This is a genomic window from Campylobacter helveticus (genome assembly GCF_002080395.1).
GTDB classification, from domain to species: domain Bacteria; phylum Campylobacterota; class Campylobacteria; order Campylobacterales; family Campylobacteraceae; genus Campylobacter_D; species Campylobacter_D helveticus.
Window position 1 is genome coordinate 1,059,608 of sequence record NZ_CP020478.1, and the last position, 15,237, is coordinate 1,074,844.

General features: G+C 34.4%; 15 protein-coding genes and 1 pseudogene. 5 read left to right on the forward strand and 11 right to left on the reverse strand.

The features are described from left to right. Window positions 1–104: 104 nt before the first annotated feature. Entirely contained in the window at window positions 105–1,139 is a 1,035-nt protein-coding gene (locus tag CHELV3228_RS05715; protein ID WP_082200003.1) for a cytochrome-c peroxidase, read from the reverse strand. 199 nt (window positions 1,140–1,338) lie between these two features. Here CHELV3228_RS05715 and CHELV3228_RS05720 point away from each other — a divergent pair, with 199 nt between their 5' ends. The 5 genes from CHELV3228_RS05720 to CHELV3228_RS05740 all read left to right on the forward strand — a co-directional run bounded on the left by CHELV3228_RS05720 (window position 1,339) and on the right by CHELV3228_RS05740 (window position 4,449). After that, on the forward strand, window positions 1,339–1,860 hold the full coding sequence (locus CHELV3228_RS05720) for a hypothetical protein (protein ID WP_082200005.1): 522 nt from the start codon (window positions 1,339–1,341) through the stop codon (window positions 1,858–1,860). Continuing rightward, complete coding sequence (locus CHELV3228_RS05725; protein ID WP_082200007.1) at window positions 1,857–2,219, forward strand: hypothetical protein; 363 nt, start codon at window positions 1,857–1,859, stop codon at window positions 2,217–2,219. Before CHELV3228_RS05720 ends, CHELV3228_RS05725 begins: the two co-directional genes overlap by 4 nt. A gap of 132 nt (window positions 2,220–2,351) precedes the next feature. After that, entirely contained in the window at window positions 2,352–2,963 is a 612-nt protein-coding gene (gene plsY / locus CHELV3228_RS05730) for a glycerol-3-phosphate 1-O-acyltransferase PlsY (protein ID WP_082200009.1), read from the forward strand. Continuing rightward, a complete protein-coding gene (locus CHELV3228_RS05735; RefSeq protein WP_082200011.1) occupies window positions 2,948–3,280 on the forward strand; it encodes a dihydroneopterin aldolase in 333 nt (110 codons plus the stop codon). The genes plsY and CHELV3228_RS05735 overlap by 16 nt, the downstream gene beginning before the upstream one ends. A gap of 2 nt (window positions 3,281–3,282) precedes the next feature. Next, window positions 3,283–4,449 carry a glutathionylspermidine synthase family protein gene (locus tag CHELV3228_RS05740; RefSeq protein WP_082200013.1) on the forward strand — a complete coding sequence of 389 codons (1,167 nt, stop codon included), beginning with the start codon at window positions 3,283–3,285 and terminating at the stop codon, window positions 4,447–4,449. Window positions 4,450–4,468: 19 nt separating this feature from the next. Here the strand turns inward: CHELV3228_RS05740 and accA are convergent, their stop codons facing one another. The 10 genes and pseudogenes from accA to CHELV3228_RS05790 all read right to left on the reverse strand — a co-directional run bounded on the left by accA (window position 4,469) and on the right by CHELV3228_RS05790 (window position 15,231). Next, a complete protein-coding gene (gene accA / locus CHELV3228_RS05745; RefSeq protein WP_082200015.1) occupies window positions 4,469–5,410 on the reverse strand; it encodes an acetyl-CoA carboxylase carboxyl transferase subunit alpha in 942 nt (313 codons plus the stop codon). Between the two features lies 1 nt (window position 5,411). Beyond that, entirely contained in the window at window positions 5,412–6,626 is a 1,215-nt protein-coding gene (locus CHELV3228_RS05750) for a beta-ketoacyl-ACP synthase II (RefSeq protein WP_082200017.1), read from the reverse strand. Window positions 6,627–6,649: 23 nt separating this feature from the next. Further along, window positions 6,650–6,883, reverse strand: a complete 234-nt coding sequence (gene acpP, locus CHELV3228_RS05755) for an acyl carrier protein (protein ID WP_082200019.1) — start codon at window positions 6,881–6,883, stop codon at window positions 6,650–6,652. Between the two features lie 468 nt (window positions 6,884–7,351). Beyond that, window positions 7,352–8,011: pseudogene (locus tag CHELV3228_RS10300) on the reverse strand (hypothetical protein); the annotation flags it as partial. A gap of 373 nt (window positions 8,012–8,384) precedes the next feature. Beyond that, a complete protein-coding gene (locus tag CHELV3228_RS05770) occupies window positions 8,385–8,822 on the reverse strand; it encodes an META domain-containing protein (RefSeq protein ID WP_082200021.1) in 438 nt (145 codons plus the stop codon). 11 nt (window positions 8,823–8,833) lie between these two features. Then, window positions 8,834–10,426: a methyl-accepting chemotaxis protein gene (locus CHELV3228_RS05775; RefSeq protein ID WP_082200023.1), complete on the reverse strand. Its 1,593-nt coding sequence runs from the start codon at window positions 10,424–10,426 to the stop codon at window positions 8,834–8,836. 147 nt (window positions 10,427–10,573) lie between these two features. Further along, window positions 10,574–10,768, reverse strand: a complete 195-nt coding sequence (locus tag CHELV3228_RS10090) for a hypothetical protein (RefSeq protein ID WP_139018232.1) — start codon at window positions 10,766–10,768, stop codon at window positions 10,574–10,576. Window positions 10,769–11,069: 301 nt separating this feature from the next. Further along, complete coding sequence (purH, locus tag CHELV3228_RS05780) at window positions 11,070–12,602, reverse strand: bifunctional phosphoribosylaminoimidazolecarboxamide formyltransferase/IMP cyclohydrolase (protein ID WP_082200025.1); 1,533 nt, start codon at window positions 12,600–12,602, stop codon at window positions 11,070–11,072. A gap of 96 nt (window positions 12,603–12,698) precedes the next feature. After that, on the reverse strand, window positions 12,699–14,894 hold the full coding sequence (locus CHELV3228_RS05785; RefSeq protein ID WP_082200027.1) for an endonuclease MutS2: 2,196 nt from the start codon (window positions 14,892–14,894) through the stop codon (window positions 12,699–12,701). Next, window positions 14,887–15,231 carry a hypothetical protein gene (locus tag CHELV3228_RS05790; protein ID WP_082200029.1) on the reverse strand — a complete coding sequence of 115 codons (345 nt, stop codon included), beginning with the start codon at window positions 15,229–15,231 and terminating at the stop codon, window positions 14,887–14,889. Before CHELV3228_RS05790 ends, CHELV3228_RS05785 begins: the two co-directional genes overlap by 8 nt. Between the last annotated feature and the right edge of the window lie 6 nt (window positions 15,232–15,237).

Genomic DNA, 15,237 nt, shown 5'->3' on the forward strand with positions numbered 1-15,237 from the left:
TTTTAGCCTAAGTTAGCTAATCGTTTTTTACTGCAATCAAAAACTAAGGAGGAATTAAATGTTATAAAAAAAGCAAAATCCCAAATTTCTTTGGGATTTAAATTTTAAAGCTCTGGCTTTGGAGTTTTTTCAGTAGAAATAGGAAGTTGTGGGTAGATGATAGCTGGCTTATCGCCTGTTAGCGTATGCAAAAACGCCTCTATGCTTTTTGCTTCGCTATTAGAAATTTTAATGCCAAGTTGCACGCTTCCCATTTCTTTAATCGCATCTCTTAAAGACCAAATTGCACCATTGTGAAAATACGGAGCAGTTTCAGCCACATTTCTTAAGGTAGGAGTTTTCACCATACCATTTGCATCACCTTTGAAATCGCCCAAATTGGAAAATTTATATTTAGCTGCTACTTCAAAAGCCTGCATAGAACCACCTAAATTTACACCACTATGACAGGTTACACAGCCTTTGTCTATAAAGAGTCTTAAGCCTTTTTGCTCATCTTTTGTTAAAGCTTTTTCATCGCCATCTAAGAATTTATCAAAACGAGATGGAGTAATGAGCGTTCTTTCAAAATTTGCAATCGCATCAGCGATATTGTCAAAAGTTACGCCACTTTTACCATAAATTTTTTTAAATTCTTTCACATACTCAGGTAAGGAAGAGATTTTTTGAACAGCTAGTTTTGCTGGAGTTGCCATTTCAGGCTCTGCTTCGATAGGTCCTTTTGCTTGGTCAGCTAAAGTGCCAGCTCTACCATCCCAAAACTGCACATTGTTTAAAACTGAGTTATAAACGGTTGGAGAATTTAGATGATGAGGGTTTGCTGTCCATTTATGTCCCACAGCAGCAGCGATTCCATCTGTGCCACCTAAACCAAGGTTATGACAGGTATTACAAGAAATAATTCCACTTTTTGAAAGGCGTGGCTCAAAATATAATTTTTTACCAAGCTCCGCTTTTTCAAGGCTAAATGGAGTTGCTTTTATGCCATTTTGTTTAAGAATCTCATCTACACCTTTTTGGTCTTTTGGCAAAGAAGCAAAACCTAAACTTTTGGCTTCCTCAATCAAACTAGCAGCCGATAAACCGCTCACAGAAATAAGCATCAAAGAAGATGCAACAAGCAAAGACTTAATCTTCATTATTTACTCCTTTTATGTAAAAATAAATGGAAATACTAGCCTTTCATTACTTAAATAAGGATAAAAATTATTATAAAAGTATTTTAATTAATTAGTAGTTATTTAGTCTTATTAAAATAAATAGAATTTTTATTTATCTTGTATCAATAAATTTTTATATAATTAAACATTAAAAAATTAAAAATATTTAGGATACCAAATGCTAAATAAAATAATGAATTTTTATTATAGAAAAAAAATGAAATTTCAATTTAAAAAGCTAAGCGATGTTCATTTAATAAAATCATACATAGAGCTTAAGCAACTTATCCAAAATGCAGACTACAATAGTATTATAGTAGGCTCTTCACACGGCGAATGCGGCATCAAGGCAGAAATTCTAACGGATGAAAATTATAGATACTTAAATTGCTGCACCTTTTCACAAGATTTATATCGAAGTTATGAATTAATCAAATATATCGCACAAATAAAACAGCTTAAGCAAGTCATAATGACTTATTCGTTATTTAACAATAGTTTTGCTTTAGAAAAAACAAAGCAAGAAATTCGAATTGCTTATATAAATGACGCCCTTTTCAATATACCTATGAGAAAAAAAATTGATAAAAGAGACATCAATCTCATCTCACTTATCAAAAAATACGCAAAAACATACACTATAACCAAAAAAAGAAGAAATGCTTTTGCCGATATGCAATTTGAGTGGAGGGGGGGGTGAATAATATCTCAGCCAAAGAACGCGTCGCAACGCATATGAAAAATAACAAAAGAAACACCGAAGAAAATATCTATGTCGAAAAAGCAATATCTTATTGCAAGGATAATAATATTAATTTAATCATTGTCATCACTCCCGTAAGAAGTGATTTTGGTGCTGAGGCAAATGAATATGGCGACTATAAATCGCACTTTAAAGATATTGTAGATATTACCGGTAAAAATGAAATTCCGCTTTTATTCTACGATGAAAAAACAATGGATGATGATGATTTTGGCGATTATGACCACCTAGCAGAACAAGGTGCTATAAAATTTAGCAAGATATTAAAAGATGAAATTTGCAAACTTTCATTATAAATTTTTACAAACAAATTTAAAAGTATTTTAAGCTTAATAATTCTCAATTTAAGCTTTGTTTATTTTCTTTCGTAACAATTAGGCAGTTTTTTCAAAAATTATAAATTCAAACAGATAAAAGTAAAGGATAAAATGGAAAATTTAAGTATTTACGCTTTAGCTTATCTTTTAGGCTCTGTGCCTTTTGGATTGATTTTGGCTAAAACTTTTGCTAAGGTCAATATCAAAAATCAAGGTTCAAAAAGCATAGGTGCAACTAATGTTTTAAGGGTTGTCAAACAAGAAAATCCAAAACTTGCAAAAAAGCTTGCCATAGCGACTATTGTGCTTGATTTTTCTAAAGCTTTTATCCCTCTTATGCTACTAAAATTCTTGGGTTATGATTTAAATTTACTTTGGAGTGTGGCAGTTTTGACAATATTTGGGCATTGTTTTTCGCTTTATCTCTTTTTTGAAGGTGGTAAGGGTATAGCCACAGGGGCTGGAGCTATGGCTGTGCTTTTGCCTTTAGAGGTTTTAAGTGCCTTTGCTGTTTGGTTTGTGATAGGAAAAATATTTAAAATTTCCTCTTTAGCCTCACTCATAGCCCTTCTAACTTTCATCATCACTTCTTTTATGTTTAATTATGATATGCCATTTATCGATACACACGCACCCGTGTTTATCATCGCCTTTATCATACTTTATAAACACCTGCCAAATATTAAAAGATTGCTTTTTAAAGAAGAATGCAAAGTCATATAAAAATCAAACTTAAATTTAAGTGCATTATAGGAATTTTAGATTTTGAGCGAGAAAAAAAGCAAAAAGTTATAGTCAAAATAAAAGCAAAAGCGGATGAATTTTTAGATTATGCTAAAGTTGCTAGGGCAGTTAAGATAGACTATAAAAAGCAAAAATTTCAAACCATAGAAGAATCTTTGAGATTTATAAGTTTAAATTTAAAAAAAATATTTCCTCAAATTTCTTACCTTAAAATCACCACTTTTAAGCCCAAAATTCTTAAAAATGCTAAAGTCGGTGTAAGTAACGAATTTTATTTTAATAAATCCAAGGAGTAAATATGCAATTTTTAACGCTAAATAAGCTAGAGAAATCCTACCTTGAAAGTATAGGTTTTTCGTGGCATACAGATGATGATGGGAGTGATTATTTAGACAATAAGCTCGTTTGCGTGAATGAAAATGAGGCAAACGCCTACTACGAAGCCGCTAACGAGCTTTATGATATGTTTATCGCTGCGGCACAAAATGTCATAGATAACAACCGCTTTGATGAGCTTGGTATCCCTTTTAATCTCATCGATGCGATTAAAATGAGCTGGGAAAACGAGGTGCATTGGCACTTATATGGGCGTTTTGATTTCGCTGGTGGGCTTGATGGTAAGCCGATAAAATTGCTAGAATTTAACGCAGATACGCCAACTTCGCTTTTTGAAAGTGCTATTTTACAATGGGCTATATTAAAGCAAAATAATTTAGACGAGCATTTGCAATTTAATAGCATTTATGAAAGCTTAATGGATAATTTTAAGCGTCTTATTACTCTTGATGAAGGTGTGGAGGAATTTGATGAGCATTATCAAGGGTGGAAAATTCTTTTTTCAAGTGTAGCTGGAAATAAAGAAGAGGAACTTACAACTAAACTTTTGGCACACATTGCAACAGATGCTGGATTTGAATGCAACTTTGCCTATGCCGATGAAGTGGAATTTGGGGAAGAGGGAATTTTTAAAGACGGCATTAATTATGAATACTGGTTTAAACTCATTCCTTGGGAAGAAATTGCCATTGAGGAAGGTGAGTTAGCTATGCTTTTAACGCAAATAATGCGTAATCAAAAGGCGATTATCCTAAATCCTGCCTACACTCTTTTGTTTCAATCTAAAGGAATTTTAAAAATTTTATGGGAGCTTTATCCAAATCATCCTTTACTCTTAGAATGTAAAGAGCAGCCACTTCAAGGAAAAGATTATGTAAAAAAACCTATATTTGGACGCGAGGGAGCGAATATTAGCATTGTTAAAAATGGTGGCAATTTTAAAGAAAATGTTGGACCTTATGGAAATAATAAGATGATTTACCAAGAATATTACGAGCTAAATTCTAATGAAAATGAGTATTATCAGGCTGGAGTATTTTTTGCTTACGAGGGGTGTGGATTAGGTTTTAGAAAAGGAGGGATAATTATAGATAATGCCTCAAAATTTGTAGGGCATATCATAAAATAAAATAACCAAAGAAAATTCTTTATGAATTTTCTTTAAAGGCTCCAAGTTTAAGAATTTTTTGCATTCTATTAGCCACAAGTTCCCTCGTGTCAATATTTTCTAACTCATCTAAAGCTTTTTTCACATAATCAGCAATAGCCACAGCTGCATTTTCTTTATCTCTATGTGCACCATTTGTAGGCTCTTCAATCACATCATCAATCAAGCCCTGCTCTTTTAAATCGTCTGCGCTCACCTTCATTGCTTTAGTTGCCGCCTCACTTTTGGATGGGTCATTCCAAAGTATAGCCGCACAACCCTCAGGAGAAATTACAGAAAAAACAGAATTTTTCATCATAGCAAGTTTATCCGCTACACCTATGGCTAAAGCTCCCCCGCTTCCTCCCTCACCTATAACTACCGCTATAGTGGGAGTTTTTAAATCGCTCAGCTCATATAAATTTGTAGCAATAGCCTCACTTTGCCCACGCTCTTCCGCCCCAATACCGGGATAAGCACCCGGAGTATCAATGAGAAATAGTATAGGAATTTGGAATTTTTCCGCCATTCTGGCTACTCTTAATGCTTTCCTATAACCCTCAGGGTGCGGCATACCAAAATTTCTTGCTATCTTATCTTTAGTGCCACGCCCTTTTTGCTCACCTATCACAATAAGCTTTTTGTCTCCCAAATAACCCATAAAACAAACAATGGCAGGGTCATCTCTAAAAGCTCTATCTCCGTGAATTTCATACTTATCATTTAAAATTAAATCAATATAATCAAGTGCATAAGGTCTATCAGGATGTCTCGCTAATTGTAAGCGTTGAAAATCACTTAAATTCTTATAAGTTTTGACAATTTCTTTTTCAAGATTTTTTTTCAAAATGGCTACCGCATCAAAATCACTCTTAATTTGTGCATTTATAATATCCTCATCAATTTGCTGGATATTTTTCTCAAAATCTAAATAAGAAGCCATATTAATCCACTCTTTTAAAAATCACACAGCCATTTGTTCCACCAAAACCAAAAGAATTGCTCATCACAACTTCAAGTTTTGTTTCCTTAGCGACATTTGGCACATAATCAAGATTACATTCTTCATCTTTTTCAAGCTGATTAATAGTAGGTGGCACTACGCCTTTTTCCAAAGCCATTAAAGAGATTACCGCTTCAATCGCCCCAGCCGCACCCAAACAATGTCCAATTTGCCCTTTTGTAGAACTTACAAGAGGTAAATTTTCGCCAAAAATAGCCTTAATGGCAGCAGTTTCATTTCTATCATTAACGGGAGTTGAAGTGCCGTGAGCATTAATATAATCAACATTAACACCATTTGCCATTTTTAAAGCTTTTTGCATTGCTCTTAATGGACCATCTAAGGTTGGAGAAGTAATATGATGTGCGTCCGCACTTTCTCCAAAGCCTATAAGCTCGGCATAAATTTTTACTCCGCGTTTTTTTGCTGCTTCATACTCTTCAAAAACTAAAGCACCAGCACCCTCACCCATCACAAAACCATCCCTTCCCTTATCAAAAGGGCGTGAGGCTTTTTGTGGCTCATCATTTCTTGTTGATAAAGCCCTCATAGAAGCAAAACCGCCTATACCCACAGGGCAAATTGCCGCTTCTGCTCCCACCACAAGCATTTTATCCGCTGTGCCTAAAACGATACTTTTGTAAGCTTCGCATATCGCGTGTGTTCCAGCCGCACAAGCCGTTACGCAAGAGATATTCGGTCCCTTTAAAGAATGCTCTATAGACACCAAACCACCTAGCATATTAACAAGAGCTGAGGGAATAAAAAAGGGAGAAATTTTACGCGGTCCCTTTTCTTCACAAATAACAGAATTTTTTTCTATATTTGGCAAACCACCGATACCAGCAGCAGAAACTACGCCAAATTCTTCCTTGTTTAAATCCTTATCAAATTTCGCATCTTCCATTGCTTCCCTTGCAGCTTTAATCCCAAGCTGTATAAAGCGGTCGATTTTCTTAACTTCCTTACCATCTACCACCTCTAAAGGGTCAAAATTCTTAACTTCCGCAGCAATTTGAACAGGAAATTCACTTGCGTCAAAAAGTGTAATTCTATCTACTCCACTCTTACCCTCGCAAATTGCTTTAAAAGAACTTTCTTTATCTAAGCCCAGAGCATTTATCATACCAATGCCAGTAACCACAACCCTCTTCAAGACAAGCTCCTTATGCGTATCTTTTATTTTTTAAGATTTTCAAGATAATTAACAACATCCTCGATTTTAATTAATTTTTCTGCATCACTATCTGAAATTTGTATGCCAAATTTTTCCTCTAAAGCCATAACAAGCTCAACAACATCTAAAGAATCTGCACCCAAATCTTCAACAATCTTAGACTCCATTTTTACAGCATCTGCTTCTATGCTTAACTGCTCCATTACTACTGCTTTTACATCGTCAAATGTTGCCATTTGTCTCTCCTTAAATTAAAAATAAAAGCGATATTTTACTATAAAAAACTTAAAATATTTATAGTTTTTAATGCGCTTGTGTAAATATCAAAAAATTTAATGAAAAATTTAAGCTTTAATATCTGTTTTAAAAAAGTTTTGCGTAAATTCGTTTTGCAAATCTTGTTTTTGATAATGCTGATAATTTTGTGTGATTTTCTGTTGTTTTTTAAGTTTTAAAAGCTGTTCTTTTGTGATGGCTGGATTATTTTGAATTAAAGCTCTAAATTCCGGAAATTCGTTAAGCAATTGTTCTTTTTCGCTTAACTCAGCCTCCAAAATTTTAGCTTCTTGTATAATTGTTCCGCTAATTTGAAAACTATTGAAAGTTTTGACCCCCCTACCCTCATAAAAATCCTTTATCACACTTATCTCGATGCCGTCCCATTGAGGTGTGATTTGATTATAAGGGTCTAAAACTAAAGTGATGCTTTTCTTTTTTTCATCACCTTTTAAAATATCACTAAGAGCCTCTACAGCCCAGTTTGTATAGCCTTGCATATCTGTCCCACCCTTAGCAGCATACTCAAGTCTAGTGATAGTTCCGTCAAAATCTCTATCGCTTTTTATACTTTCATTTACAAGCTCTTCTATACTTAGGCTTTTATCGCTAATTTTATTTCCCACATAGCCCGTAGTGCGTTTAGCCTCTCTTAGAGTAATCCAATCATCGCTATCACTTAAATCCTGATTTTCCGCCTCATCTTTGACTGAATTTTTTAAAGTAAGATGTTCGTTATTTTCTATCCTGCCATTTTTATCTCTATCTGAGTTTAAAAAATCTCTATTTATCATAATGTCTTTATACCAGCCATCTAAAAATGCAGCCGCCTTTCCACTCAAGCCTATGTTGCCATTAGAAAGTTTTAAAAAATCATTTTCATCAAAATGACTTTTTAAAAGTTTTATACTTTCATCACTTAAATTTAAAGAAATTTCCTTATCATCGCTGAAAAAATGAACGGAATTTTTCACATTTTTATCAGGGGTGAAGTCCGTAATCTCCCTTTTTATCCTCTCACTTTTAGAGGCTGAAAATACAGCCTCATTTTGAGTTTTGTAAAAGGTATTAACCGCCACAGCAAACATAGCTCAATCCACACAAACAGGTTCGCCTTTTACCCTAATGTGGGGCAAAGCGTGGCAACCATACTCTTTATTCCAAAACCTATTTGGATTGCAACTTCCCGGATTCATTAGTTTTTCAAAGAACAAAGCTGAGGATCAAGATAAGTGTCGTCAGAATTATAAGCAAAAGCACCCACCGCAAAAACACCGACTAGAAGAAAAATTTTTACTAATTTTTTCATCATCACTTCTTATAAGATAATATGCGAATATTATATAATTTCATCCTAAAATAAGACTTAAAAAATCTTAATAAAGATAATTTTAAAATTTGAAGATAAATTTTGTAGCACACTCTAGCTAAACTAGAATCAAAGTGCCTTATAAAAGGCACTTATTTAAGATAAATTTTTGTCTCACCACTCTCTAGGATAATCTTATCATTTTCATTAATAATTTTAAAATTTCCATTAAAATTTGTTAAGAAAGTGCTTTCAAATTCCATTACGCTTTGAGGATGGCAAAGCATTTGTGTCGAAGCTGCACCATCGATTTGCAAATTCATATCATCTTTTTTGTAATTTCCAAAAAAGCGGTTACACCCAGCAGAGCCGTAAAATTTATTTTTCTCGAAGCTGATATTAGGGTTTTCTTCCATATTTTCAGGGTTAAAGCTCTTTCCACCAACTACGATTTTTTCTATTTTTAAATTTTGTCCTTCCAAAGCAAGTGGTTTCATAGTATCCTTTCCTCCTACCTCACTCGAAGCATTATGACTTGCACAGCCCACAAAAAGAGCCAAACTTGCTAAAGCAATGCCCATCTTTTTCATACCTATCTCCTTTAAACTTGAAATTGATTAATTTGATTTTCCAAATTATGACACACTATTTTTAACTCATTAGAAATTTGCAAAAGGATTTTAGCAATCTCTTCATTTTTCTCACTTACTTCCACATTTTCTTGCATAGAAAAAAGTAGTTTTTGGATATTTTCTTGCGAAATTTTAATCCTCTGTGTGCATTGAATTACCAAACTTTTAGCTTCTTGGTTACAAATTTTGACTTCATTTGCAGAATCCACAAGTAAATTTGTGTCCTCATTTAAAGATTGCACATTATGGGCATTTTCTCTAAGCTCGTTACTTACATCTTGAATGCTGTCCAAAAGTTCTTTGGTGATTTGCGCAACGCTTCCTAAAAATTCCTCGCTGCTTTGTGCCAAATTTCTAATATCCTCCGCGATGACGGAAAATCCACGCCCAAATGTCCCAGCTCTAGCCGCCTCAATACCAGCATTTAAAGAAAGTAAATTTGTCTTGTCAGCTATTTCGTCCATCATTGTCGTAGCTTTTTGGATATTATGCGCTTGTTTAACCATATTTTCAACTTTTTTGGCAAGTTCATTTTCATTTGTAGCGACACCATTAACCTTTTGAGCCACATTAAAAAGAGAGTTTAGCATTTCCTCAAGCAAGGTATAAGATTTATCATTTGCCACATTTGCCTCACTTGAAAGCAAAGCAAGTTCTGCTAGTTCTGTTCCTATATTATTACTTAAATTAAAACTTTCATTTGTTTTATGATGACTTTGCATAGTGATTTCATTTAAATTTGTTGCATTAGAACTTAAAATTCCCGTTTGGTCTTCAACTTTCCTAACGCTTGTTCCTGTGGAAATGACAGCATTTTGCGTTTTTTCTATAAATTGATTAATATAGCCACAAGCCTGAGATATTTCATCTTGCCCGTTAATCCTAATCCTCGCACGCAAATCGCCCGTGCCTTGTGCTAATTCTTTTGCGTGTTTTAAAAGCTCTAAAACGGGACTTCCCACAACTCTTTTAAGCACCAAAAGAACGATGATGAGAGTAAAAAGCAAGGCGAGGCTAAAGATTACAATATAAGACCTACTTGTGCCTGCTATATCATCTTTCACCCCTTGTAAGGAATGATACACATCCATCACCCCCAAAACACTTCCATTTTTGACATTTGCGTGGCAAGCAACGCAAGAATCATTAGCAATCAACGGACGAATAAGCCTTAAAGTTGGAACGCCATTATAAAGTTGCTCTAAAATTTTGACTTCAGGTTTGTCAAACTGCTCTAAAATAATGCTATCTTTCGTCGTTTGTGGATTTTTTATCTCAAAAAGCTCAATGGTATCTTTTGAGGGATAAATATAAATATCGCTGATACTCTCAATCCCTCTCACATCATCAATCGCCTCTTTAATTTTCTCAGGGTCGCCCAAATTCATAGCCATACGCATAGTTTGAAAGATAGAAGTGCTTACGGTTTCTAAATTTTCTCGTCCCATTTTGGTGGCAGTATTTTTAAAATCTAAATTTAAAATAAACCATACAACCACAAAACTAATAAATAAAATGGCAAAAATCGCAGCAGAAACCTTAAAACCTATGCTTTTAAACATAAAATCTCCTAAATTTAAGATGAGATATTTTACTTTTTATTTATTTAAAAATGACTTAAATAAGAAATGATTTACTCTAAATTCACCTATGTAAATAAAGCCTATTCTTATGTAAAAAACGAAGAGTTGCCTCTTTAAATTTTCAAGCTAAAAACATTGTATGAAATGTTCGTAGTTTTTTCTCACAAAATCAAAACTCAACGCAGAATGTTTTAATCCTGTGGATTTCTTAATTCCCTTTTTATCTTTAAAATAATCAAGATAGATAATATTATTGTAAATGTAGAGGTTTTGATTTTGGGGAAGTGTTTCATTATAATTTCTGCTTTCAATCTCTAACATTTGGATTGATTTTTCTAGCTTCTTCTACACCAAAAACATTAAGCGCCGCGACACAATTATCGCTATCAGTTAACTTAATTCATCATCTGCTACACGCACTTTACGAACAACCTTTTATAAGCCTCTCCCACCTTAGCCAAATCCTCAAGCTATAATTTAATTCTTCGTTAGTAATATTTGCTTTTTCCATACACCACTTTACTTTTGCTTCAGCCTCTTTTAAATTCCATTTAAAACTATATTTACTTTTTAATTAGTTCTCCTTCCCCCTTTCTTTTAAAATTTATATCCATTAGATTTCTCAATGTAAAAAATGCCTAATGCCTGTAAAATACAAAGCTATGCCATATTCATCAGCTGCTTTAATGACCTCTTCATCTCTTATGCTTCCGCCGGGCTCAACTATGGCTTTCACGCCCACTTTTGCCGCTTCATCAATGCTATCTCTAAAAGGGAAAAAGGCTTCACTCGCCAAAACACAGCCCTTTAAATCAAGCTTCATTTCACAAGCCTTATTTATCGCAGCCTTAGCCGCATCAATGCGACTTGTCATTCCCATCCCTATCGCAACAAGCGCCCCATTTTTCACATAAGTGACATTGTTTGACTTTGTCAAAGCGGCGATTTTAAGAGCGATTTCTAAGTCCTTTAACTCGCTCTCACTTGCAGAATTTGCACTTACAAGTTTGGCGTTTAAAAGCTCATTTTCTTTAACTTCATCGCTATTTTGATAGACAAAACCTCCATCAATGTGCTTAAAATCAAATTTGTCATAATTTCTTAGAAGATAAGGGCTTTTCTGCGTAAAAATCTTAATCCTCTTCTTCGTCTCAAAAACAGCCAAAGCCTCCTCATCGACATTAGCCGCTATAATAAGCTCGACATAAATTTCATTAATTTTTTCCGCTAAGACCCTATCAAGCTTTCCATTTATCGCCACAACGCCACCATACGCACTCACACTATCACATTTTAACGCCTCAACATAACTTTCAAGCAAAGTATTTTTCAAAGCAAAACCACAAGGATTTCCGTGCTTAACAATCGCCACAGCTGGGGCTTTATCAAAGCTTGAAGCAAGATTAACGGCAGCATTAATATCCGTTAAATTATTAAAACTAACCTCCCCCTTTAAGGTTTTGAAATTTGTGCTAAAAAACGCGTCAAATTCATATAAAGAGCCTTTTTGATGAGGATTTTCTCCATATCTTGTATCAAAAACTTTCTGTCCCACTATAAATTTATGCTCTCCAAAACCTTCATTAAAACGCTCATTCATATAATTTGCGATGTAAGAATCGTAATTTGCCGTATGCTCATAAGCCTTTATCATCAAACCAAGACGAAATTGCTCATCATTTTTTCCATTTTTTAAAGCCTCTATCACGCTCTCATAACTTTGCGTATCACAAACGACCATTACATCTTTATAGTTTTTTGCCGCACTTCTTATCATCGCAGGACCACCTATATCGATATTTTCTATAATCTCATCAAAATCATCGCTCATAATGGTTGTTTTTTTAAAGGGGTATAAATTCACACAAACCAAATCAATCCCCAAAATTCCATTGTCTTTAGCTTGTTTTTTATGATTTTCATCGCTTCTTTTATGCAAAATTCCGCCGTGAATTTTAGGGTGTAAAGTCTTTACCCTACCCTCAAAAAGCTCGGGGCTATTTGTAAATTCACTGACCTCGACCACATTAAGATGATTATCTTTTAAAAGCTTATAAGTGCCACCCGTAGAAAGCAACTCAAAGCCCAAATTTTCAAGCTCTTTTGCAAATTCGACTATGCCCTCTTTATCACTCACGCTTAATAATGCTCTCATTTTCTCTCCTTACTTTATATGTTATTGATATTAAACTATATTTTATTTAACATTCATCAATTTCACCATTTTATGGCAATTTTATCGTCCGCCCTCTCACAGCCTCACAAGCTTCGCGCCAAAGCCACCCTGATTTATCGGTGCATCACTGAAGCTTTTGACGCTTTTATGCGTTTTTAAAAATTCTCTTACGGCAAAAGACAGCTTTCCTGTGCCTATGCCGTGATATACGATAACCTCATCAAGTCCTGCTATAAGAGCATCTGAAATAAATTTATCAAGCCTTTCTAAAGCCTCATCGCTTCTAAGTCCGTGCAAATCAAGACTAAGAGCCACATTTGTAGGTCTAGCAAGGCTAATTTGTGTCTTTGCCTTTGGTTTAGGTAAAGCACTACTTTTTTTAAGTAAATTTAAACCAACGCGCAGTCTCAAACCCTCGCTCTCTACCAAGGCGTCATTTTTAGAAATCCCCACAATCACACCCTTTATCTTTTCATATTTGACAAAATCCCCCACGCGAAATTCCTCATTTTGCTCCCTATTTGGCAAAGAAATGGCTCTTTTAAGCTCATTTGCCTTATTTAAGCTTCTTTGTTTTTCTCTAGTATCCTTAAGAACTATGGTCTTTTTCGCTTCCTCTATGGCTTTATGAAACTCTAAACCAAGCGCGTTATACCTAGCTCTAAATTCGCTTTCATTTCTTTCCTTTTGCTCTTTTAAGCTTTGTAAAATTTCATCAGCCCTTTTTTCCTTCTCGCTCACTTTGGCAAGTTTTTCTCTTAGTTCTAATTCTAAATTGATATTTTTACCGACCAAATCCTCAAGCCCTTGCTTATCCTCACCATAATTTTGCCTAGCCTTAGCGACCAAAACAGGGGGGATTTGATAGCGAAGTGCCGTCTCAAAAGCGTAAGATTTACCAATCGTGCCTTTTAAAAACTCAAATTTGGGCTTAGCCAAAGCCTCATCATATAGGGCAGCTAGAAGTTCCACTTCGCTATTTTTAGATAAAAGCATAGCAAGGCGTTTATGGTGTGTTGTGATGATAATTTTAAGCTTATTTTCTATGAGTTTTTCTATTAAAGCACTATAAAGACAAGCCGCCTCTTCAAAATCCGTCCCAAGCTCTATTTCATCGACAGCCAAAAGTAAATTTTTCTTTGTGAAAAGCTTAGAAAAGGCTAACATCCTCCCCGCAAAGGTGGAAATGTCATTTTTAGCATTTTGTGGGTCTTCTATAATCGCTTCAAATTCTTTAAAAGAGCCTATTTTACTTTCATCTGCTTTAATGCGCATAGGAAGTAAATGTTTGGCTAAAAAAGCCGCACTTAAAATGCTTTTAAGTAGCATTGATTTCCCACCAGCATTCACGCCTGTGATGATTAAAACCTGCTTAGTAAATTCCACACTAATGCTTTTTGGATTTTTAAGGGCGGGGTGAGCGAAATTTTTAAGGCTTATGGTAGAGCTATTTTCACAAAGCATAAATTCATAATCTTTCTTCTTCGCAAGCATCACTCTCGCGCTATAATGGTCAAACAAATCAAAAGCTTGGTTAATAAATTTTAAAAATAAAAGATTTTTATGCAACAAAGCGGAGAAATTTTTGGCATATTCGTAATAAATTTCCTCTTTTTTCTCTTCTAAATCATCAAGCTCACCTTGCAATCTTTCCACACTCAAAGGCACAACATAAAAGCCTCCGCCACTACTTCTGCCTATGATTTTAGCTTTTAAGGCGTGATTAAACCCTCCTCTTACAAGCAAGGCTTCCAAACCGCTAATTAAATGCACTTGCGTATCGATAAGATAGGGATTTAAAGCCTTTGTGTGGGCAAGTTTTTTAAATTCAAAACTTATATTTTCTTTTTTAAGTTTAATGGAGTGGTTTAGATTAACAAGTCTTTCATCAAGGCTTTCTTTTAAAATTCCTCTCTCATCAAAAGCATTAATAAAATCTAAAAGTTGAGGCAAAAGTTCAATTTTATCCAACCAAGCCTTAAGAGAACCCTCAAATTTAAGACTTTTAAGATAAGAAAAATAACGCAAAATTTTCACAAATTCAAAAAGCTCATCAAGGTGCAAAACGCCTTGTTTGCTAAGATGCGTAAGGGCGAAATCAAGCTTCTTAACGCTTAAAGGCAGGCTAAATTCCACCTCGCAAAGCTCACGCAAACGCCTAAAATGCAAATGCGTATCACCCTCTAAAAATAGCTCTTTTTCTCTTGCAAAAAGTGCTTTAAATTCCTCTACAAAATCTTTTAAATCAAGCTTAGTTAAAAGCTCATTCATCGACTAGCTCACATTTTCTAATATCAAGCACTACGCCCTTAAATTCCTTACTTTTGGCTATGAAACTTGAAGTGCCAAATTCGTAGTTAAAATGCGTTTTGCTGACATTAAAATCTTTACATTTTAAGATTTTTCCCTGATGAAAAGCGTAAAGTAAATCTTGCTTTTTATCGCTCATTTTAAGATTCTTGCCCTCAAAAAGCACAGCAAAAATGATAAAAATAATAAGCAATAAAATAAAAAAAGGCTTCGTTTTGTTGCCTAATTTCTTCCTTAGCGTAAAAGAAACTAGAGCCAACAACAAGACGATTAAAGTAAAAATTAATATTTTTGTCATTTTCGT